Source organism: Gemmatimonadota bacterium, assembly GCA_026706845.1.
GTDB lineage: Bacteria > Latescibacterota > UBA2968 > UBA2968 > UBA2968 > VXRD01.
The window spans coordinates 1-21,255 of the sequence record JAPOXY010000117.1; the positions used below are offsets into that span (position 1 = coordinate 1).

Genomic DNA, 21,255 nt, shown 5'->3' on the forward strand with positions numbered 1-21,255 from the left:
GCGGAATGCTGGACGGACTGGGCTGGCTGGTCGGTATTATTTTGGGCGCAGTGGTCTTTGCCGTGATTGTCGGAGGGATTAAATCTATCGCCAAGGTTACAGAAAAAGTCGTCCCTTCTATGGCGGTCCTTTACTGCTTTTTTTCTCTTATCACGATTCTGCTCAACGCATCGGCACTGCCCGTCGCCATCGGCAACATCTTTGGGGGCGCATTCACCGGCGAAGGTGTCGCTGGCGGCGTGTTGGGAACGATGATTATCGGCTTCCAACGCGCAGTGTTCTCTAATGAAGCCGGCATTGGATCGGCCGCTATCGCCCACTCGTCGGTCAAGACAAACGAGCCCATCACAGAAGGGATTGTGTCGTTGTTGGAGCCTTTTATTGATACCATCGTCATCTGCACGATCACCGCTCTGGTCATTGCCACAACGCAGGTTATCGCACCCGATTTTGCTGGCGGCGCAACGGGCGTGGCCATGACGTCTGTGGCCTTTGAGCGACAATTTTCGTGGTTTCCCATTCCGCTGGCTTTTGCCGCTGTGCTATTCGCCTTTTCCACGATGATTTCCTGGTCCTATTATGGATTAAAAGGTTGGACCTATTTGTTTGGTGAAAGCGCACACAGGCAAAACGCGTACAAAATCATTTTTTGTCTCTGTGTTGTTTTGGGATGCATGGTGCAATTGGGGCCCCTGCTGGATATTTCCGATGCGCTGGTGTTTTTGATTTGTGTGCCGAATATTTTGGGGCTGTATTTCCTGGCACCCATCGTCAAGCATGAAATGGATTCGTATTTTGCACGCCTGAAAAGCGGAGAAATTAAAAAATTCATGTGAGAAGGATCCGTCAATGGCGCGCTGATGGTTACACGGTAAAGCTCATATTTCTATCTCTTGCAACGCCCGAAGAAGCCATCACGCGCGTAAGCCAGGGCGGACACGATGTTCCAGAAGCTGTTATACGTCGTCGTTTTCATGCGGGCTTGCGGAACTTTCAGGACATTTACCGACATTGCGTTGACGATTGGTTTTTGTATAATAATAGCGGCACAATACCCATATTTAAGGTATAGTATATCTACCCATGCCAAACTCAAAAAACCGAAAAACCATCATCTCGTGGATGATGTATGACTTTGCAAACTCATCCTTTGCCAACAACGTCACCACATTTATCTACGCGGCGTTCTTTACCAAAGTCATCGCTGAAAATGAAATCATAGGCACGGCCTTATGGTCTCGCGGCGTCGGCATCATCATGCTCGTCGTCGCACTGCTATCCCCACCCCTCGGCGCGCTCTCTGACCAGGGCGGATATCGCAGACGCTTTTTAATATTCTTCACATTTCTCGCTGTCATCTTCACCGCACTGCTCTATTTCTCGCAAAAAGGGCAAGCTACCTATGCATTAACCCTCTACATCATCGCCTGTATCTGCTTTGAAATGGGCATCGTATTTTACAACGCCTTCTTGCCAGACATTGCCCCCCCCGAACGCATCGGTCGCATATCGGGACAAGCCTGGGGCGTGGGATATTTCGGAGGCCTGCTCTCAATGGCCGTCCTCATGGTCGGCTTTGTATCCGCAGAAACCCCGTGGTTTGGCCTCACCAAAGAAACCCATGAACACATCCGGGCGACAAACATCGGCGTTGCGATCTGGTTTGCCATCTTCAGCCTCCCAGCCCTCTTCTATTTACCCCAAACACCTGCGCGACAAACCGGCGACAAACTCAGTTTGGCTGCATCCTACCGACGCATCCTGCAAACCTTCCGCGAACTCCAGCGCTACCGGGAAATCTTCAAACTACTGCTCGCGCGCCTCGTCTATAACGACGGCCTGATCACCGTCTTTGCCTTCGGCGGCATTTATGCGGCAGGCACATTTGGATTCACATTTGAAGAAGTCCTCTTCTTCGGCATCATCGTCAACATCGCAGCTGGCATCGGCGCATGGTGTTTTGGGTACCTGGACGACCGCCTGGGCGGCAAACTCACCATCCAGATCACCCTCGTCGGATTCGTCATCGCGGCGATCATCGCCGTCGTACCCCAGGAAAAAATCTGGTTCTGGATCGCGGGCCTCCTCGTCGGCCTATTTGCCGGTCCCAACCAATCGGCCAGCCGGTCCCTCATGGGGCGTTTTGTCCCCAAAAACAAAGAAACCGAATTTTACGGCTTCTACGCTTTCTCGGGAAAAGCCACGGCATTTCTCGGCCCCCTCCTCATGGGCGTCATCACACAAGCCTCTGGATCCCAGCGCTACGGCATGGCAACCGTGGGCCTGTTCTTCATCATAGGCGGTCTCCTGTTGCGCACCGTTGACGAACAAAAAGGCATCCGCATGGCGCGTGAAAAAACGCCACCGGAAACAGACGCCTGACGCTGGATCACCCTACCCGAAATACTTCAAAATAGAAAATCCCCTTGACAATCACTTGTCATATTGTCATATTTTACTATGACAATAATATAATGTGTAAAAACTACCAGTCGTTTACACAAAGGAGACAAACATGAAACGCTTCTATCTGTTGATCTCATGTATCACCATTGTCTTCATACCTGCCCAAAACACCCGGGTCCTTGCTCAAGAAACGATAAAGCCATCCAGACCCACTTTGAAAGTTTTAGCCTCTCCAACAGACTCCATCATCGCGATATCTTACACTGTTCCCGAATCTTCTTTTGTGAACCTGAGCATATCGGGCACTGTTGGCAGCGTAATTGCCATCCCCGTATATGAGTCTCGCATGCCAGGGGAATACACAGTCAAACTCAACAAGAAACATTGGCCTCAAGAAGTCTATACCATCTCCGTTGTTTTAAACCATGACAGAAAAAGGCGCAGGTCCAGACGCTTCACCCATCATACTCCCGACAGACAAATAGCTTCAGGCAAACAACTTCAGCAAGTATGGAATCAGGCTATAGGAAGCATGAGATTTGACCCTGTAACTGCCGTACAACACTGGGAAACATTGCTCGAAAACACAGGTTATGAAAATCGCGGTGCGGCATTTCTCTACTCTTGCGGACCACTCCTGAAAGTAGTGGATAGTGTGCGCGTACATACCCAGATAGACAGCGCGGTAAAGTGGGTCCCCCGTTCCAGTGTTTATAAAGTTATCGCCAGGATCATGAACGGTCAGGAAGTACCGTCCTCGTATGGCGATGTGAAATTATACCCATCTACCGCACTGAAATACGCAAAGAAAGCAATCGCTTCTGCCGATGATATACCCCTACCGCACCGCAACCATGCCCTTTGCGACTACCATCGCGTTTTGGGTCATTCTTATCTCGCCGCAGAGCAACTCAATGAGGCAGAGATAGCATTTCAACAAGCACTATCCATCTTCGGGGAACTTCCTGAGCATCACACACTTGTAAAAAATAATTGGGATGGTGGTGTCTTAAAAGACCTGGGAATGGTAAAAACGCTCAAACGCGATTACGATGGCGCGCTGCAATTATATTCCGATGCACTTGTCAAAAATCCCTATGATACCGACCTCTGGAATATGCTTCAGCGCGTTTACACCCTTCGGCATGGCACGGACGAAGGGTATCGCGCATTTGCGATGCACCTCGAACAGAGGCTTCCACCAAAAAACAAGGCAGATACACGCTCAATTATCGGCAGAGATTTTCCAGATTTTTCATTGCAAACCATCAAAGGCGAAACCATTAACTTTGCCGATTTGAAGGGCCAGGTCGTCGTTGTGAACTTCTGGGGTTCCTGGTGCGGACCGTGCATACCAGAGCTATCGATGTTAGAAAAAATCCATAGCGAATATAGCGATGCGCCCGTCAAAGTAATCGCCATCCACGACATGTTCAGAAGGGGAATCTTCAAAGATTATTTATCTACGATCCAAAAAATTGCAGAACAGACGAATATCTCCTTTCCAATGCTTTACGACACAGAGGAAGTAAACATAGCAGGCAGGAGTGATATTCGGCATACTCCAACGACACTCATAATAAATAAGGAAGGCAAAATTCAATACGAAGAAATGGGTTATGTCGAGACCAGGTTCTTACCTCAGGTAAAGGCAATAATCGAAAAACTGATCGCTGGATAAAAAATCAATTCCAGAAATGAGGTATAGTCGATGAATTTTGAATTAGACCCTAAAAGTGGTATCCCTTTCTATCGCCAGATCATTGACCAGATTCGTTATGGCATTGCTGCTGGCAAATTGAATGTAGGAGACCAATTGCCCACCGTTCGCGCGTTGGCCGTAGAACTCAAGGTCAATCTCAACACCATCAGCAAAGCCTATCGGGAACTGGAAATTAAAAACATTCTGGAAACCCAGCAGGGTTCAGGAACATTTATTGCGCCAGTAAAAGTAGAGATTCCCGACAACGAAAAAGAAAAAAAATTAGCCGGTATATGCAATGAATTCCAGAGCATTGCCGCGGCCTACGGATTCAACCTTGCAGACTTGATCAAAGAACTAAAACAACGACAAGGAGCAGACCATGAACGATAAAATTCCTCTGAACAAGCATGTCAATCTCGTCTCGATCTTCATTTTCCTCATTCTCACACTGGCAAACGCAATCCTGCTCTATCTGGACCTGATATCTTTAACCATAGCCCTGATCGGACTGGCTGCTACGCTATTCATTGCCGCCACATTGAAAATCTCTGACCAGTGGGAAAAAGCCGTGGTCTTGCGTATGGGAAAATTTATTGGATTAAAAGGTCCGGGTTGGTTTCTCATCATTCCCATCATCGACCGGGTCGATAAATATATCGACCAGCGAGTCCGGGTTACTGACATTAGAGCCGACTCTACCCTGACAAAAGACACTGTACCGGTCAATGTCGATGCCGTCGTCTATTGGACCGTTTGGGATGCTGAAAAAGCCGCCCTCGAAGTGCAGGAATATGAATACGCCGTTTCACTCGTCTCCCGGACTGGCCTGCGCGACATCATCGGCAAACACGAATTGGCAGATCTCCTGCAAAATCGAGAAAAGATCGCCGAAGCCCTGCAACATGCCCTCGACGAAACGACCAGTTCCTGGGGCATTACCTGTCAAAGTGTCGGCATCAAAGACATCGTTATACCACCCGACCTTGCAGATGCCATGAGCAAGCAAGCCCAGGCAGAAAGAGAGCGCCAGGCCCGGATCATCCTGGGCACAGCCGAAACCGAAATCTCAGAAAAATTCTCTCAGGCCAGCGAAAACTATCACAATAACCCCGTCGCCCTTCAACTGCGCGGTATGAACATGCTCTTTGAAGGACTCAAAGAAAAAGGGTCTCTGGTAATCGTACCGAGTTCTGCCCTGGAATCGATGAACCTGGGGGCCATTGGTGGACTGACAGCCCTTGCTGAGAACAATACAAACCAAACACCCGACCCGACTGAAGATACGGCTTAAACACCCATCAGGAACAAAAAAAGCCGCTCAAATGAGCGGCTTTTGTGTAAAGAACACAGGATCACTCCACCCGAAAAACCACAGAATCCGCGGCCATAGAAGCGAACAATCCAATACCCCCCTTCACATGAAACTGCGGCTCATCCAACGCCACTTCATCTTGCGCGCTCGAAATCAAATAATCGCCGTAATTCTCATCCAGCGCATAGACCGCAAGCGAGTACAGACCATAATACGAAAACTGTCTTGAATTTAAGGTCAACGAGCGCCCCTGCAAAAAACGCCATTGATCTGCCCGGGCAATACTATCCCGCAGTGCGCCCAGCCCTGTAGTATCCACTGCCCCGCCAAAACCCCCGCCAAATCTTCCAAACTGAGTCGCCAGCGGAATTTGCTCCAACAACGCCACAGACTTGCGCGTCGTAACATACCCCCCCTTTGTCTCCCCCTCCCATGTAACCCGATACGCATCGCCGCCAATCAGCAACGTAGATGCACCTGAAACTTGGGGTGCAACCGGCACAGTCGTCTGCGCGGTCGCTGTACCCAATCCCGTCGTAACAGACAGATGATGGGTCTTGCCCGACTCAATAATCAAATCCGGCTGTTCGTAATAACCCGGTCTATCCACCACAGGTGATAACTCGTAAGACACCCCATCCACCTCAATCATCACCAGGGCATCGGACAGCGCACTCGCCTCCCGATCATACACACTGGAAAGCGGCATCGTTGTACCCACAAACAAATCGGACACAGGACTTCCCGCCCGCAAATAACCCTCGACATAAACCGTCTCTCGAAACTCCCCCAACGACTCAGTCGGTGCCGTGCTACAACCCCCAGCACCAAGACCGAGAACAAAACAAAATATCCATTGTATCTTTTTCATCCCAGGTTCCTCTCTCACATATTAAAACGAAAACCAATACTCGGCAAAATCGGCTGCAGAAGCACATCCTGCACCTGAATCTCCGGCTCAGTCGCATCAAACGAGCGATACCACACATTGCGTCGATTATAGACATTGAACACACTGAACACTATCTGCCCCCCAACGCCACCCCACCTGAAATCGTGCGTAATACCCAGATCCATACGGTGATAGGCTGGCAACCGATAGGCATTCTTTTCCGACACATGCACATAGGGAATAGACTGTCCCGTTGGCTGCTGCACCTCATAGCGTGCCTCGGGAAGCGTATATGCCTGCCCCGTGCCATAAACCCAATTGGCATTCAAATTCCAGCCCCTGCCCAGATAATAATCCGTCACAACAGAAACATCGTGTCGCCGGTCGTACTTTGGCGGAAACGGATTGCCCTGGTTCAAAGCGGCAAAAGTATGCTCGGTCTTACTCAACGTATATCCAACCCAACCCTTCAAACGCCCCTCAGTCTTCCGAAGCAAAAACTCACCACCATAAGATCTTCCCGAACCAGTGGCGAACAAATCAGACAGCGGCGTCGAATCGCTCAGACGAACCTGGGACTGAAACGCCACCAGATCGTCCATCTCCTTGTGATAAAACTCCAGATCCACCTGCCAGCTTTCACCCGGCGTCAACATAAGGCCAAACGCATTGTGAACAGCTTTCCCCGGCGTCAGAGTCTCATCCACCGGCAGCCACATATCCGTCGTATAAGTATTGGCCTCAATCGAAATCAAATTGACAAACTGGTGATAAATGCCCCAACCGCCCTTAAACGCGATCCTATCATCCAATTGAAACAAACCCGCCACGCGCGGAGACCATCGGGTATAATTGCCACTCTGGAAATGACTCACGCGCACCCCAGGCGTCAACTCCAGACGTCCCCAACGCATCGTATGCTCGAGAAAACCCGTCTGATAAAAAGACGACGTATTAATCTCTGACCGGGTCGAATCTCCCACGCCCTGCTTGTAAAAAGCGTCATACGATGTAAACTGGGCACCCACGCGGGTCGTGTGAAAAGGTCCCGAATAGAGATCAAACGTCAACTTTGCCGTCAAATCGTTCAACTCATTATTGCGATTCAATCCAAAACCGCGCCGCCTACCTCCACCTTCCTCGGTCTGCCCACTATTGGCAGCCTCGTTTTGATTGGTCGCAACATCAAAATTGGACAGATATCGACTCGCCGAAACCTGCACATTGCCGATCAAATTATCCGTGTATAGATGCAACCACTTAAACCGCGCAATCCGATTGCCCCAATCCATGAGCTGATCGCGTGTTTGCTCTCGAAAAGACGGCAGCGACAGATTCAGCGCATCATTGCCCATGTATCCACTCACCGAAACCCGGTCATTGTCAGACACATCCAGATTGAGCTTGAAATTCGTATCGTAGAACCCGTAATCCTGCCCAAAATCGCTCGTCTGCTGCTGAAAATTGAATCGCGCCTGCCCAAAGCGACCACCACCTTGCCGTCCGCCAAAGCCACCACCCCTCAATCCCCCCGGCCCGCCACCAGCACCTGGAGCCGTGCCAATGGTGCCAATGCGCGTACTGAACATCTCATCCACGATATGATCAAACAGAGGCGAATTTAAAACCTCTTGATACGTGCGCCGCCCCGAAAACATCCACGAACCGCGATCACCCACTGGCCCGCCAACCGTCAACCCCGCACTGATCAAATCTATGGACGCCCGCGCATCAAACGACTTCCTGTTGCCATCCAAATTTGTAATATCCAGCACACTCGACAGACGGTCGCCATACCGCGCGGGAAACGTCCCCTTAATCAGTGTGACATCCTTCAATGCATCGGGATTAAACGTGCTAAAAAACCCAAACAAATGATTCGGATTATAGACCACCACATCATCAAGCAGAATCAAATTTTGCCCCGGCGTGCCCCCGCGCACATACAAACCCGCGGAATTTTCACTCGCAGCCTGCACGCCCGGAAGCAATTGAATCCCGCGCATCAAATCGGGCTGCCCCACCGTTGGAATGCGCGCCAACTCCGTCACCCGCGTGCCAAACGCACTCACAGGCGTCACCTCAGTCGGCGCCACGCGCTCGCCTATGGCTTCGATCTCCTCGCCCATCAATTCCGCAGGCTCCAATTCAATCACAATCCGCGCCGTCTCACCCTGTATAACCACGACCTGAACAGACCGGCTCGCATAGCCGATATAACTCGCCGAAACCCTGTGCGACCCCGGCGACAGATTCCCAATCACAAAATAACCGGCCTTATCCGTCGCCACACCAATGCGCAAACTGTCAATCACAACATTGGCATTCGGCAGAGTCTCGCCATTGGAAGCATCGCGCACCGTACCCCGCACCGCACCCTGACCATACGCCTGTGTACTGATGGCAAGACATACAACGCACAAAAACAACTGCACAATCCTCTTCATGGTCTCTCCTTTTCCCCTCCCGAGGACAGTTTAAAAAATCTCCCTTCTGACATTTATTAGATTCGCACATTGACTTTCCCGTTCCCCATGTTCTGTACGAAAATTGTAAGACTCTGTTAAAGTCTGTAAAACAAAACGCGCCCATTTCTCAATGGACGCGTTTTATCGTTCAAGGTGTAAAACTGGCCTCACACCGTCGTCTGCAGATCCTTCAAATAACTCAGCGTATCGCGGATGCTCGCCTCTGTCGTATCCGACGCGCCCTTCTCCACACACAGCGGACCGGCATAATCTGCCGCATTCAGAATTTCCAAACACGTCTTCAAATCATACCCCATAGCTTTGCCATCTCGCTCCCACGCCTGCACCCCGTCATCGCTGTAATTAAACACCTTCACATGGCACGAAAACGCACGCGGTGCCAGCACGCGCATCCCCGTCTCCCAATCGCCATCGGGAAAATTTGCCGTATCTGGACAGGTGCCAAACCAATCGGAATCCACCCCATCCAGAATCCGCTGCAAATTCTCAGAAGAAGAAGACACACCCCCGTGATTCTCCACCAGCAGCTTCATCCCCGCCTGCTCGCCCACAGCCACCAGCTCCCGATACCCCTCAATCACCCGACCCATCGCCCCATCGTCATCCGCGTGCCCCGTATTAATCCGTATCGCCTCTGACCCCACAGCCGACGCCGTGTAAAACCACTGCTTCAACGCCTCCAGATCCGTGCGCCGCACAGCCTCATCAGCACCTGCAATATTGCCCATATCCACTGCGATATTGCGCACCGAAAGTCCATTGTCCGCCAACCGATTCCGAAGCTCATTCAAATACCTCGCATCCTGAGACGCAAAAAACCGCGAACACAACTCCACCGTCTCCACGCCATGCGCGGCACACACCCCGGGAAACTCTAACAAAGTCAGCGACTCCTCCCGCAAAATTTCACCACTGAGCACCCATCCGGCAATACCGAGTTCGAGATCCATAGTCATTTCTCCTTTTGCTGAACCTATCGACCAATTTGACCTGCATTCCTATATTTATATTATATTACACCCCCTCACAACACAAGGAGGTTTTGCGTGGAATCCGTTATCGGCATCATCTTAGGCGGCGGAGCAGGATCGCGCCTCTATCCCCTGACCAAATACCGCTCCAAACCCGCCGTCCCTATCGGCGGCAAATATCGCCTCATCGACATACCCATCAGCAACTGCCTGCACTCGGGCCTCACACGCATCTACGCACTCACCCAATTCAACTCCGCCTCTCTCAACCGCCACATCGCCCAAACCTATCGCTTCGACGCCTTTTCAAACGGCTTTGTCGAAATCCTCGCCGCCGAACAAACCGAAGACCGCCTCGACTGGTATCAGGGCACAGCCGACGCGGTTCGCCAGCAACTCCGCCACTTCATGTCCTACCAGATAGATCAATATCTCATCCTCTCTGGCGACCACCTTTACCGCATGAACTACCGGGACTTCATCGCCGAACACCGCGAAAAAGGCGCAGACCTCACCATCGCAGTCAAACCTGTCACACGAGAAATCGCGCCCGACCTCGGCATCCTCAAAGTAGATGACTCCGGACGCATCACCGACTTCGTGGAAAAGCCACAAACCAACGCCGAACTGGACGACCTCAAACTCGATCCCGCACCCGGCAGCAACCCCGACGAAGCGTACATGGCCTCCATGGGCATCTACGTCTTTGAAAAAGACAAACTGAGAACACTCCTCGCGGAAAGCAGCGGCGACGACTTTGGCAAACACATCATCCCCGCCGCCATCCACAGCCACAACGTCTATGCCCACCGATTCGAAGGATACTGGGAAGACATCGGCACCATCCGCGCCTTCTACGAAGCCAACCTCGCGCTCACAACCCCGGCGCCCCTCTTCACCTTTTATCAACCCGGCGCCCCCATCTACACCCACCCGCGCTACCTCGCCGCGACCAAACTGGATGGATGCCACCTCAAACAATGCAAAATCGGCGACGGCTCCGACATACAAGACGCAGAAATAGAACACGCCGTCATCGGCATCCGCAGCATCGTTGGTCCCCGCGTCAAACTCACCAACACCGTCATGATGGGCGCCGACTTTTACGAAACACCCGAAGACAAAAAACGCAACAAACAAAAAGGCATCCCAAACGTAGGCATCGGTCCGGGATGCGTAATCGACAGCGCAATCATCGACAAAAACGCGCGCATAGGGAAAAACGTCACCATCCTAAACGCAAAAAACATCCGCGAAGCAGAACGCGACGCCTACGCCATCCGCGACGGCATCGTCGTTATCACCAAAGACGCCGTCATTCCATCGGGAACAGTGATCTAAGATTACCCGCGCTTTTGTGCAAATAGCCAGTCCCATACATTCTCGGTTTTGTCGCACTGATCGCTGGCAAAATGCGTGATAAATCCGCGTTGTGGGTCATCGCCAGTGTACGCAAAACCGTAGGCACTCGCATTGTGTCCCACGTCTTTTAATTCCGTATATTTGGTATTGGCATTCAGCGCGTCTAACTGACGAAAAGCATCCTGGGTTAAGTCAACTGGCACGACTGCATCGGCATCGCCGTGAAATGTCCAGATGGGAACCTCTACAATGCGGCTGACGTCATTCCACGGTTCGCACCCCCCAGCAGAGGGAATCGCGGCGGCGAAACGATCGGGTTGTGCGCAGATAGCGTTCCATGTACCAAAACCACCCATTGAATGCCCCAGCACATAGATGCGATCCTGATCAATTGGAAACGCATCGCATATCGCGTCCAGCAGATCAAAGGCTCTGCCCAAATCACCTGCTGTGAGATCGTCACCCCGATCCAGCAACCGCTTAACGCGCACCTGCCAGATATCGGGCAGCGAATCGATATATTCCTGTGTGATCTCGGGCATGGAATTGGGCACCAGCCAGCGCATAGGCGTTTGAGGAGCAAGCACAAAACAGGGATATTTGCGGCGATGTGTTTCATCTGCCAGTGGCGATTCGTTCCAGTGACGCAGGTTTTTGATATTATCCGTACCTTTACCTCCCGCACCGTGCAAGCTGAAGATGAGAGGATACGCTTTATCGGAATGGTCTGCGATATCAATGGGCCTGAGCAGGCGATAGGGCATGCTACCGTAGTTTCGTTCTTCGTAAATATCCATCCAGTTGTTCATAGTGTCTCCTGTGGGAATGATTAACTTTTGAAAAGATAATGACCCAGGTCTTTCTCAGCCTCTTCCTCTAACAGACCGACCTGCACGGGAATATCCGCGTCTTTGAGAATTTGAATACCCCGTCCACGATTTTTGGGATGCGGATCGATGAGTGCGACAAAAACATCCCGGATTTTTCTCTGAACAAGTGCCTGCGCACACGAAGGCGTGCGCCCGTAAAAAGAGCACGGCTCCAGAGTGACAAATGCCGTAACATCTTCCAATGAACCCTCTATTTGCGCCAGTGCCATCGCCTCTGCGTGAAATTGTCCCGGCGGATTGGTATGCCCCCGGGCAATAATTTTTCCTTCTCGTACCAGCACACAACCCACCGGTGGATTGGGCAAACACTCGGGAAGCGCTTTTCTGCCTTCCACGAGCGCGGCGGTCATAAAACTTTCCAATTCAATTTGTGAATAATTGGACATTGGACATACCCGGCGCAAAAAACGCCCCGGCAAAACGGATGCTGGGGCGTTCTCTTTTTCGACAGACTCCGTTTACTCCCCACTATACCCAATACAATACAAATGCGTCGCCGTCCGAATAAAAAGCTGTGACCCGGATGACACGGGCGATGACAGCGTGTATGTGCCATCCAGTTCATTCGTACCCAAAACCTCATATTTGGGACCAGCGGCCAGAACAGTCGTCACGGCATATTCATTCAGCAAAAACAACTTGCCATCAGCCAGATGGGGTGACGCGCTCACAATACCCTGCGTCGTCCGCTCAGGACCCCACACCACAGCACCGGTCTTTGCGTCCAGACACATCGCCCGCCCGCGATCATCAACCATATAAAAATACTTCCCATCACTCGTCGGCGTCGGCACATCCGGCGCAGCAGCCCCCTCCCACGTCCACACCACATTGTAGGAAACATCGCCCGTGCCACCAGCCGCCAGCGCCAGCAAGGGTCGCTGCCGGGTCGGCGCATAAATCATATCCCCAACCACCACGGGAGACGCCACAATCCGATAATTGCCCCTCCGCCCGGGATTCAACCCATTTGCCCGCCAGACCTCACGCCCCGTATCCGGATCGTGCCCCGTCACACAATCCCCACCCGTAATAACAATCTGAGTCTTGTCATCGCGCTTCAACAGCGTGGGCGTCGTGTACGAATCGGGCGACTCCCGAATAGCATCTGTCGGGCGCTCCTTGCGCCAGACCTCTTTCCCACTACTGGCGTCCAACGCGACAACATACGAAGGATCATCTGTACGCATCCCGTGAAGCACCTGAAGAATGAGCTTCCCATCGTACAGAATCGGCGAAGACGCATACCCGAAAAGCAGACCAAATCTGCCGTAATCCTCTTGGAGATCGCGCGACCAGACCGCCTTTCCATCCATATCCAGACACGTCACAACCCCATTGCCCGTAATCACCCACACATGCGCCCCATCCGTAACAGGCGACGGCGACGTCTTATTGTGCTTGCGCCGCAGCACATTGCCCTCATCCAACTTATACCGCCAGAGTTCACTCCCGTCAGTCCTCGACAAACACAAAATATAAATCTCCGGTCCCCCCGGTTCCTGCTCCTCTGGCCTCTGTGCAGGCGACGGCGACGCCAAAAAAATGCGATCACCCCAGATAACGGGCGTACTCCCGCTCCACGAAGGCAACTCGGCCTTCCAGACAATATTCTCTGTCAAACTCCATGACGCGGGCAAATTCTTAGCCGTACTCACCCCATCTTGCTGCGGACCCCGCCACTGCGGCCAATTATCTGCATCAACACATAGTGGAACAAGTGCCAGAACACAAACCATGCGAACAATTCGACCAACCATAGAATCTCCTCCTTAGCAATGTGATTTTCAACTTGTTTTTCACCCAATTTGACAGATATTTCCCCTTGATTGTTCCTGCCTCCCTTCAGCTTCAAGATAGAAAGGCTCACATGCAACGGCAACCCAATATTTTGCTCTTCATCACCGATCAACAGCGCTCCGACACCATGGCGTGCTATGGCAACGACTGGATCCAGACGCCGAACATGAACGCCCTCGCCAACGAGAGCTATGTCTTCGAAAACCCCTATTGCGCGCAACCCGTCTGCACGCCATCTCGCGCCACTCTGGTAACCGGACTGTATCCACATTCCGCCAGAATGGTCAAAAACAACATCCTGCTCGACCCCGCAATCAAATCCATCGCAGAAATGACATCAGACACCTACCATAAAGCCTACTACGGCAAATGGCACCTGGGCAAAGAAACAACGCGACAACACGGATTTGACGAATGGCTACCCGTCTTTGAACTACCCTGGGTCATCGACCACCCGGACACACCGTATCACCAGTTCCTCGTAAAAAACGGAATCGAACCAGACAAAACAACAGAAGCCGGACACCGCGTATTCTCCGGACAACTGCGCGCAGACTTGCCCGAACACCTATCCATGGTCTCCTTTCTATGCGACGAAGCCGCCCGCTTTCTGATGGCAAAACGCGACAAACCCTTCATGCTACAGGTCCACTGCCCCGAGCCACACCCACCCGTCTCCGGACCGATGAAACATGTACACGACCCCAACAAAATGCCCGTAGGTCCCGCATTCACGCGCTATCCCAAGGGCGCATCGCTATTTAACAGACTGAGAGCAGAACGCAATATACAACCCAATGCAACCCCCGAAGAACAACGCGCCGCAGAAGCAAAATTGCGCAAATTCCGCGCCGAATACTACGGCACCGTCACACTCGTAGATCGCGCCCTCGGCAGACTGATGGACGCCCTTGAAAAATTCGGCCACGCCGACAACACCATAGTCGTATTCAGCTCTGACCACGGCGAAATGGCAGGAGACCAGGGCATGCGGGAAAAACGCGCATTCTACGAACCCTCTGCCAAAGTCCCCCTCATGATGCGGATCCCCCATCTCGGGCGCGAACACCGAATGATCCCCGGCAACATCGGCCATATCGATCTCGTCCCCACCTTATTAGACCTCATGGGACAACCCGTGCCCGAACACCTGCAGGGAACCAGCCGCGTACCCGTCCTCGAAGGCAGAGAAACACTCGACGATAACGAAGTCTTCATTCAGTGGAACGGACTGGGAGATCGCAACCTCGGCTCACCGCAGATCAACTTAATCGCCACCCTCCCCTGGCGCGCAATCGTAACAGCCGACCGCTGGAAACTCAACCTGTGCGCGGGCGACCAATGCGAATTATTCGACCTGAACAGCGATCCCCATGAACTCACAAACCTGTTCGACGAACCTGAACACAGAGATCGCATACGCAAAATGGCGGCAAAAATCCGCCTCTGGCAACATGAAACAGGCGACGACGCGCCACTACCTACAGTATAAGATCAGGAGAAATACCTCATGAACACAATCAAAACGCGAACCGTTGGCCAAACAGGCCTCGAAGTAACCGAAATGGGCATGGGCGGCGCGCCCATAGGTGATCTATTCGAACTCGTAAGCGAAACACAGGCGCAAGACACATTGCAAGCCGCATGGGATGCGGGCATCCGGTACTTCGACACAGCCCCCTTTTACGGCTATGGCAAAAGCGAGCATCGCCTCGGCCATTTTCTGCGACAACAGAACAGAGAAGAATTTGCCATCTCCACCAAAGTCGGACGCGTATTAAAAGCCACGCGTGACATCAAAACATTTGACAAAGACATGTGGATCGGCGGCTTGCCCTTTGAATACGCCTTTGACTACAGCTACGACGGCATCATGCGGTCTTATGAAGACAGCCTCCAGCGACTGAGCTTACACGCCGTAGAACTCCTCCTCATACACGACCCCGATTACTTCTTTCACACCTCCGAAGACATGGTAACCGCCACCCTTGCCCAAATCTACACAAGCGGCTGGCGCGCCCTGGACGAACTACGCTCAAGCGGACAAATCAAAGGCATTGGCGTGGGACTCAACATGCTGGGACTCATTCCCCGATTCCTGGACATGATCGATATCGACTTCTTCATCGTCGCCATGCCCTATACCCTCCTCGACCAGGACCCCTTAGACGAAGAATTTCCAAAATGCGCTGAACACGGCGCCGACATCGTCATCGGCTCCGTATTTGCCTCCGGCATCCTCGCCACAGGACCAGTGAAAGGCGCATTATACGCGTACGACACCGCAACCTCAGAAATCCTTGAAAAAACGCGAAAAATAGAAACAATATGCAATGCACACAACGTACCGCTCCCGGCAGCAGCCATCCAATTCCCACTCGCACACCCCAGCGTCGCCGCCATTATCCCCGGCGCCCTCAAACCCGAATACATCCATGCAAACATCAAAAACTATCAGCATCCCATACCTTCAGACCTCTGGGCCGAACTAAAATCTGAGGGCTTGCTGCGCGAAGACGCGCCAACACCGGATTGAAGGAAGAAGTAGGAAGGAAGAAGTAGGAGACCAATTGTTGTATATGTTGTAGGGGCGGGTCCCCATGCCCGCCCGCATGAAAACATAGATTGAGAGACGATAACCATGGTCCACTCACACGCCCTCATTAAAGTCGCCTGTAAAATACTCGGATTGATATTTCTGGTAGAGGTGGTGACTATACTTAGATTCATACCTCAGGGTATTATAATGATTGAGGATGGTGTGGGGGCACGCGATATTTATGGATATTTCGCTCTGCCATTTCTCTATCTCATCTTCGCCTATGTATTTATAAAATATGCCGACGCAATCGCGCAAAAATTGGATCCTGTTGAACGGGATATTGCAATTTCACCCGACAATGACTGGTCCCAGGTACTTTACAACGTGGGCGTTCGGCTCATCGGGATCTATATGGTGTTCACAGGTGTGCCCAAAGTGATCAATGAGGGAATTAAACTTGTTGCATCGTATCAAAAATCTATACTTGCACCCCAGCATAGTACTGTTGTACTCCTGCATACCTGGTCAGAAGGAATCGCCGCTATAATCTATCTGGTCCTGGGAATCTATTTGCTCGTAGGTGGCTCTCTCCCGTCAAAATTACAGAATTTTGCAAAAAAGAACCCGCAATCTTCTGAATGAACTGCGGTCGCAGTTGTACACCGATTGCGGATTCATAGTTTAATCTATATTTTCACAATGATCTATGTCTTCTGATAAGGTGTAATGATCTCCTTTAACATGGGGAAGTGTCTTCGGTTCAACGTCACCAGTTCTGCCTGATGGACATCCGCCGTAGCCGCAATCAAAGCATCTGCCAGACCTGTATTATGGCTCTTCATATAATCCCGACGATATGTACCGCCTTTAATTGCTATCTCTCGATCAACTGGCACGATCTCAAAGGCTTTCAAGAAAGTTTCTAATGCTTCACGCTCTGATTCGTCGCGAACACCAGAATAGAGTTCGGCTACCGCAATAGAAGAAATCAACAATTCTTCTGGGCGATTTTCGAGATATTCTACTGCATCTGCTTGATCACGCAAATAATCAATCACAACATCTGTATCCAATAAAAGTCGGATAGCCATATCTCAAAATCTGTCCCATTCGCGTCGAAGCTCCTCAGCAGAAGGTAGATCTGTGCGATCTTTCCACATTCCGCGGGCACTCTGAAGCAAGGCGCGTCGGTCTGACTGCTGAAATTGCGAAATCATAATATTAATAGCATCGCGCAGTAATTCATCCCGGCTCTTGCCAGTCTCGCGTGCAATTGTCATAAGACAATCATTTTCGCGATCTGTCAGATCAATGTGAACTATCGCCATAACATTTCCTTTTTAATCCGTGTGAGTCAATGTGACGCTCATAATCGCTGTCTATAAAATAAATAGTTAAGAAAATCAGCCCTTGCCTGTCAAGCCAATTCTGCCAGAACGCGTGATGCCTGTCTCCGCGTGAACTTCTGAGCTTGCGAGAAGAAGCAAGGGGCTGATTGTTATCGAAAGGACTCTCCCATGCAAACAGTAAAATGGGGCATCATCGGTTGTGGTGACGTGTGCGAAGTCAAAAGTGGCCCGGGATTTTACAAAGCGGACCACTCGGAACTCGTCATCGTCATGCGCCGGGACGGTGAAAAAGCCGCGGACTTTGCCAAACGCCACGGCATATCCCAATCCACCAACAACGCCGACGAAGTCATCCACCACCCCGACGTCAGCGCCGTGTACATCGCCACCCCGCCCTCCTCGCACTGCGACTACGCCCTTCGCGTCGCCGAAGCGGGCAAACCCTGTTACGTCGAAAAACCCATGGCCATGAACCACCGCGAATGCGTACAAATGGTCGAAGCCTTCAAAGCCAAAAACCTCCCCCTCTTCGTCGCCTATTACCGCCGAGGACTCCCGCGCTTCCTGAAAGTCCGCGAACTCCTCCGCGAAGGCGCGATAGGAACCCTCACATCTGTACACATCGTCCAATACAGCAAACTCGACACAAACCCCAACAACTGGCGGTTCGACCCATCCATCGCTGGCGCAGGCAGATTCCTCGACCTCGCATCACACGGCATCGACATCCTCGACTTCCTCGTCAGCCCCATCACCCGCGCCAGCGGCTACGCGCTCAACACCGGCGGAAAGTACGAAGCCGAAGACGTAACAACCGCTGCATTTGAATTTGAAAGCGGCGTCGCAGGAACAGGCATCTGGAACTTCCACGCCGACCACGCCGACAACCGCATCACATTCACGGGATCCGAAGGCGAAATCCAAACCCCCGTCTTCGCAGACACCGACATCATCCTCAAACGCAACGGTGCAGAAGAACACATCGCCGCGCCCAATCCCCCACACGTCCAACAGCCCCTGATACAAACCATCGTCAACGAATTGCGCGGCGAGGGCCAATGCGTATCCACTGGCGAAACCGGTGCCCGTGCATCCTGGGTCATGGATCGGTGTCTGATCACCTATTACGGCGAGCGATAGTTACACTTGAGAAAGGAGAAAACCGTGAAAACCGTACGACTCCTCAGCGTCTCATTTCCCAGAGGTGGGTACAAAAACGTAGAACAAAACGTAGAACACATGGTGCGCCGCCTCGAAGAAACGGCCCCTTATTGTCCCGACTTTGTATGCTTCACCGAAGTCGCCCGAGAACTCGGCTGTCCCCAGGACAGCGACGCCTGGATGGGCGAACCCATACCCGGTCCCACAACCGAAGCCATTGGCAAAGCAGCCGCGGAAATTGGCACCTATGTCATCGTCGGCATGCAAGAGCGGTGGGAAGACCAGACCTTCAACGCCGCCGTCCTCATCGGCCGAGATGGAAACGTCATGGGCCGCTACCACAAAGTGCAACCCACAGTCACCGAAATGGAACGCGGCACCCTGCCCGGCACACAGGCCAACTCTTATGCCACAGACTGTGGACGCGTGGGCATGTGCATCTGCTTTGACCTCAAATTCCCCGAAGTTGCCATGATGCTCGCCCGCTCGGGTGCGCGCATGGTCTTCTTCCCCAGCATGTTCAACGGCGGCATGCGACACGCTGCCTGGGCGCGCGACTACGGCGTCTTCCTCGTCGTCAGCCAATCCCAGGAAAGCTCCATCACCGACATGTGCGGCCATCGCCTCGCGTGGCAAGGCTATAGTGAGCCCCTCGTGGAACAGGGCAAACTCCCGCCCTTTGCATTTGCCGAAATCAACGCAGACACAAAAGCGTATCACCTCGACTTCAACCAGAACAAACTCGGCGACATACACAGCACCTATGGCGCCGGGGTCCGCATCCACATCATGCGCCCCGAAGCCACATTCGTACTCGAATCCCTCATGGAAAACATATCCGTAGAAGACATCGAAGCGGAATTTGAACTCGAAGACCTGTGGACCTATTACAACCGCTCGCGCGCCATGCGCGGCGAACATCTCACAGAACCCGTCGCAATCACACATTAACAAGGAGGCTACATGCAACTTTTCGACGGCAAAACCCTCAACGGCTGGGCAGCCACCGGCAATCCCGACGGCTGGATCGTAGATCACGGCTGTCTCTTCTGCACCGCAGAACAGGGGAAATACCTGTATTACACAGAAGACCAGTTCAAAAACTTTGAACTCTCGCTCGAATTCAAACATCCCCCCAGAACCAACAGCGGCGTCTTCTTCCGCTGGACCGATCTGGACAACCCCGTGCAAACCGGCATTGAAATCCAAATACTGGACACGCACGGTCATGAACCCGCAACCACCAAATGCTGCGGCGCAGTCTATGATTTACAAGCCCCCACGCACAACACCTGCAAACCCGCGGGCGAATGGAATCACATGATCCTCTACACCATGGACAACATCATCCGCGTCACCTTAAACGGCGAACAAATCACCGACATGGACCTCAACCGCTGGACCACGCCGAACCAGAACCCCGACAGCACGCGCAACAAATTCAACCGCGCATTCCGCGAAATGACCGAAGCCGGGTACATCGGCCTTCAAGACCACGGCAACCAGATCTGGTTCCGCAACATAGAAATCGAAAAACTCTAACACATAGCACAAGCAGGCGCGACCGGACTGGTCGCGCCTAACTTTACCGTGAGATAGATATGAAGCACTACGCGCACATCGCGATTCTTGCATGCCTCTTGCCCTGTACCTGCACGGCCTACGAACTTATCGGCACAGCGACATTATCTGAAACACTCGTCGCACAGCACTACACCATCAACCCCAGGCTCGACGCCGTCATCGTCGTCGATCGCACCACCCCGTCCTTTGAATACCAGACCTTCTACTGCGCGGGTTCTGCAGATGAAGCCGAAGGCGAACAAGGACGGCTCCACTTTTTAGAGCATATTATGATAGACAGGGGAAGCTATGAACCGGGCGAACTCAACCAGATTATCGCCGACAATGGCGGGCAAAGACACGCCGCAACATATTATCATTTCACGCGCTTTACACTGAGATTTCCAAAGGACAAATTTGACCTCGCTGTCGAGATAGACCGCAACATATATTACGATACAATAATCGATGAAGAAGTCGTCGAAAAAGAAAAAAAGATCGTACTGACAGAAAGAAGCCAAAGACTGGCGCGAGCAACGCGCCGATCTTCGAATTATTTTTATGGTTTGATCTATGGAAAGAAAAATTTTAACGGCATTGGCGCAGAGACATTTATTCGACAACTCGAACCCGTTGGCTTGAAAGATTACTACGAAAATTTCCTGCGCGAGCAAAAAAGACTCATCGTTGTCATCGGCGATGTGGATATTGACCATGTCCTCACCAAACTCGACGAGGCTTATGGCAACGATATAGCGCCGGTCAAATTGTACGCGCAGGAAATTTTCGTAGTAATCTTTCAAGCCAACGGGT

The 21,255-nt window shown here is 52.0% G+C and carries 21 protein-coding genes; 13 read left to right on the top strand and 8 right to left on the bottom strand.

Annotation, left to right across the window (positions count from 1 at the left end; all coding sequences use genetic code 11):
• From OXG87_11440 to OXG87_11460, 5 genes are all read left to right on the top strand, one after another.
• A partial coding sequence (locus OXG87_11440; protein MCY3870162.1) for an alanine:cation symporter family protein occupies positions 1–836 on the top strand: 836 nt, incomplete at its 5' end.
• 247 nt (positions 837–1,083) lie between these two features.
• Positions 1,084–2,382 carry an MFS transporter gene (locus OXG87_11445; protein MCY3870163.1) on the top strand — a complete coding sequence of 433 codons (1,299 nt, stop codon included), beginning with the start codon at positions 1,084–1,086 and terminating at the stop codon, positions 2,380–2,382.
• Between the two features lie 556 nt (positions 2,383–2,938).
• Positions 2,939–4,087: a redoxin domain-containing protein gene (locus OXG87_11450; GenBank protein ID MCY3870164.1), complete on the top strand. Its 1,149-nt coding sequence runs from the start codon at positions 2,939–2,941 to the stop codon at positions 4,085–4,087.
• Between the two features lie 30 nt (positions 4,088–4,117).
• The gene (locus tag OXG87_11455) at positions 4,118–4,501 is read left to right on the top strand and encodes a GntR family transcriptional regulator (protein ID MCY3870165.1); all 384 of its coding nucleotides are present in this window, start codon (positions 4,118–4,120) and stop codon (positions 4,499–4,501) included.
• Entirely contained in the window at positions 4,491–5,402 is a 912-nt protein-coding gene (locus OXG87_11460) for a slipin family protein (protein MCY3870166.1), read from the top strand. The genes OXG87_11455 and OXG87_11460 overlap by 11 nt, the downstream gene beginning before the upstream one ends.
• Before the next feature lie 61 nt (positions 5,403–5,463).
• Here OXG87_11460 and OXG87_11465 read toward each other — a convergent pair whose 3' ends face one another.
• The 3 genes from OXG87_11465 to OXG87_11475 all read right to left on the bottom strand — a co-directional run bounded on the left by OXG87_11465 (position 5,464) and on the right by OXG87_11475 (position 9,754).
• The gene (locus OXG87_11465; GenBank protein ID MCY3870167.1) at positions 5,464–6,294 is read right to left on the bottom strand and encodes a DUF4249 family protein; all 831 of its coding nucleotides are present in this window, start codon (positions 6,292–6,294) and stop codon (positions 5,464–5,466) included.
• 14 nt (positions 6,295–6,308) lie between these two features.
• Entirely contained in the window at positions 6,309–8,762 is a 2,454-nt protein-coding gene (locus tag OXG87_11470; protein ID MCY3870168.1) for a TonB-dependent receptor, read from the bottom strand.
• 188 nt (positions 8,763–8,950) lie between these two features.
• On the bottom strand, positions 8,951–9,754 hold the full coding sequence (locus OXG87_11475; protein ID MCY3870169.1) for a sugar phosphate isomerase/epimerase: 804 nt from the start codon (positions 9,752–9,754) through the stop codon (positions 8,951–8,953).
• Between the two features lie 96 nt (positions 9,755–9,850).
• Between OXG87_11475 and OXG87_11480 the strand changes: the two genes are divergently transcribed.
• Entirely contained in the window at positions 9,851–11,116 is a 1,266-nt protein-coding gene (locus OXG87_11480; GenBank protein MCY3870170.1) for a glucose-1-phosphate adenylyltransferase, read from the top strand.
• A 2-nt stretch (positions 11,117–11,118) separates the two neighbouring features.
• On the opposite strand, the gene OXG87_11485 is transcribed toward OXG87_11480, so the two are convergent.
• The 3 genes from OXG87_11485 to OXG87_11495 form a co-directional block, all read right to left on the bottom strand.
• Positions 11,119–11,946 (bottom strand): alpha/beta fold hydrolase, encoded by an 828-nt coding sequence (locus OXG87_11485; protein ID MCY3870171.1) that lies wholly within the window; start codon positions 11,944–11,946, stop codon positions 11,119–11,121.
• 20 nt (positions 11,947–11,966) lie between these two features.
• Entirely contained in the window at positions 11,967–12,377 is a 411-nt protein-coding gene (locus OXG87_11490; protein ID MCY3870172.1) for a bifunctional diaminohydroxyphosphoribosylaminopyrimidine deaminase/5-amino-6-(5-phosphoribosylamino)uracil reductase RibD, read from the bottom strand.
• Positions 12,378–12,485: 108 nt separating this feature from the next.
• A complete protein-coding gene (locus tag OXG87_11495) occupies positions 12,486–13,787 on the bottom strand; it encodes a PQQ-like beta-propeller repeat protein (protein MCY3870173.1) in 1,302 nt (433 codons plus the stop codon).
• Positions 13,788–13,897: 110 nt separating this feature from the next.
• Between OXG87_11495 and OXG87_11500 the strand changes: the two genes are divergently transcribed.
• The 3 genes from OXG87_11500 to OXG87_11510 all read left to right on the top strand — a co-directional run bounded on the left by OXG87_11500 (position 13,898) and on the right by OXG87_11510 (position 17,011).
• On the top strand, positions 13,898–15,319 hold the full coding sequence (locus OXG87_11500; protein ID MCY3870174.1) for a sulfatase-like hydrolase/transferase: 1,422 nt from the start codon (positions 13,898–13,900) through the stop codon (positions 15,317–15,319).
• 18 nt (positions 15,320–15,337) lie between these two features.
• Positions 15,338–16,363 carry an aldo/keto reductase gene (locus tag OXG87_11505; protein ID MCY3870175.1) on the top strand — a complete coding sequence of 342 codons (1,026 nt, stop codon included), beginning with the start codon at positions 15,338–15,340 and terminating at the stop codon, positions 16,361–16,363.
• 210 nt (positions 16,364–16,573) lie between these two features.
• Positions 16,574–17,011 carry a hypothetical protein gene (locus OXG87_11510; protein MCY3870176.1) on the top strand — a complete coding sequence of 146 codons (438 nt, stop codon included), beginning with the start codon at positions 16,574–16,576 and terminating at the stop codon, positions 17,009–17,011.
• 62 nt (positions 17,012–17,073) lie between these two features.
• On the opposite strand, the gene OXG87_11515 is transcribed toward OXG87_11510, so the two are convergent.
• The gene (locus OXG87_11515) at positions 17,074–17,460 is read right to left on the bottom strand and encodes a type II toxin-antitoxin system VapC family toxin (GenBank protein MCY3870177.1); all 387 of its coding nucleotides are present in this window, start codon (positions 17,458–17,460) and stop codon (positions 17,074–17,076) included.
• Between the two features lie 3 nt (positions 17,461–17,463).
• Positions 17,464–17,697: a CopG family transcriptional regulator gene (locus OXG87_11520; protein ID MCY3870178.1), complete on the bottom strand. Its 234-nt coding sequence runs from the start codon at positions 17,695–17,697 to the stop codon at positions 17,464–17,466.
• Between the two features lie 189 nt (positions 17,698–17,886).
• Between OXG87_11520 and OXG87_11525 the strand changes: the two genes are divergently transcribed.
• From OXG87_11525 to OXG87_11540, 4 genes are all read left to right on the top strand, one after another.
• Positions 17,887–18,858 carry a Gfo/Idh/MocA family oxidoreductase gene (locus OXG87_11525; GenBank protein ID MCY3870179.1) on the top strand — a complete coding sequence of 324 codons (972 nt, stop codon included), beginning with the start codon at positions 17,887–17,889 and terminating at the stop codon, positions 18,856–18,858.
• Positions 18,859–18,882: 24 nt separating this feature from the next.
• Positions 18,883–19,830 carry a carbon-nitrogen hydrolase family protein gene (locus OXG87_11530; GenBank protein ID MCY3870180.1) on the top strand — a complete coding sequence of 316 codons (948 nt, stop codon included), beginning with the start codon at positions 18,883–18,885 and terminating at the stop codon, positions 19,828–19,830.
• Positions 19,831–19,842: 12 nt separating this feature from the next.
• A complete protein-coding gene (locus OXG87_11535) occupies positions 19,843–20,421 on the top strand; it encodes a DUF1080 domain-containing protein (protein MCY3870181.1) in 579 nt (192 codons plus the stop codon).
• 59 nt (positions 20,422–20,480) lie between these two features.
• On the top strand, positions 20,481–21,255 hold a 775-nt coding region (locus OXG87_11540; protein MCY3870182.1), incomplete at its 3' end, for an insulinase family protein.

Bases quoted from the DNA above. Each gene is read 5' to 3' on its own strand.
- OXG87_11470 (MCY3870168.1), bottom strand. From the start codon at position 8,762: ATGAAGAGGATTGTGCAGTTGTTTTTGTGCGTTGTATGTCTTGCCATC.
- OXG87_11460 (MCY3870166.1), top strand. From the start codon at position 4,491: ATGAACGATAAAATTCCTCTGAACAAGCATGTCAATCTCGTCTCGATC.
- OXG87_11445 (MCY3870163.1), top strand. From the start codon at position 1,084: ATGCCAAACTCAAAAAACCGAAAAACCATCATCTCGTGGATGATGTAT.
- OXG87_11465 (MCY3870167.1), bottom strand. From the start codon at position 6,294: ATGAAAAAGATACAATGGATATTTTGTTTTGTTCTCGGTCTTGGTGCT.
- OXG87_11525 (MCY3870179.1), top strand. From the start codon at position 17,887: ATGCAAACAGTAAAATGGGGCATCATCGGTTGTGGTGACGTGTGCGAA.
- OXG87_11535 (MCY3870181.1), top strand. From the start codon at position 19,843: ATGCAACTTTTCGACGGCAAAACCCTCAACGGCTGGGCAGCCACCGGC.
- OXG87_11455 (MCY3870165.1), top strand. From the start codon at position 4,118: ATGAATTTTGAATTAGACCCTAAAAGTGGTATCCCTTTCTATCGCCAG.
- OXG87_11515 (MCY3870177.1), bottom strand. From the start codon at position 17,460: ATGGCTATCCGACTTTTATTGGATACAGATGTTGTGATTGATTATTTG.
- OXG87_11475 (MCY3870169.1), bottom strand. From the start codon at position 9,754: ATGGATCTCGAACTCGGTATTGCCGGATGGGTGCTCAGTGGTGAAATT.
- OXG87_11500 (MCY3870174.1), top strand. From the start codon at position 13,898: ATGCAACGGCAACCCAATATTTTGCTCTTCATCACCGATCAACAGCGC.
- OXG87_11450 (MCY3870164.1), top strand. From the start codon at position 2,939: ATGAGATTTGACCCTGTAACTGCCGTACAACACTGGGAAACATTGCTC.
- OXG87_11520 (MCY3870178.1), bottom strand. From the start codon at position 17,697: ATGGCGATAGTTCACATTGATCTGACAGATCGCGAAAATGATTGTCTT.
- OXG87_11490 (MCY3870172.1), bottom strand. From the start codon at position 12,377: ATGACCGCCGCGCTCGTGGAAGGCAGAAAAGCGCTTCCCGAGTGTTTG.
- OXG87_11485 (MCY3870171.1), bottom strand. From the start codon at position 11,946: ATGAACAACTGGATGGATATTTACGAAGAACGAAACTACGGTAGCATG.
- OXG87_11510 (MCY3870176.1), top strand. From the start codon at position 16,574: ATGATTGAGGATGGTGTGGGGGCACGCGATATTTATGGATATTTCGCT.
- OXG87_11495 (MCY3870173.1), bottom strand. From the start codon at position 13,787: ATGGTTGGTCGAATTGTTCGCATGGTTTGTGTTCTGGCACTTGTTCCA.
- OXG87_11505 (MCY3870175.1), top strand. From the start codon at position 15,338: ATGAACACAATCAAAACGCGAACCGTTGGCCAAACAGGCCTCGAAGTA.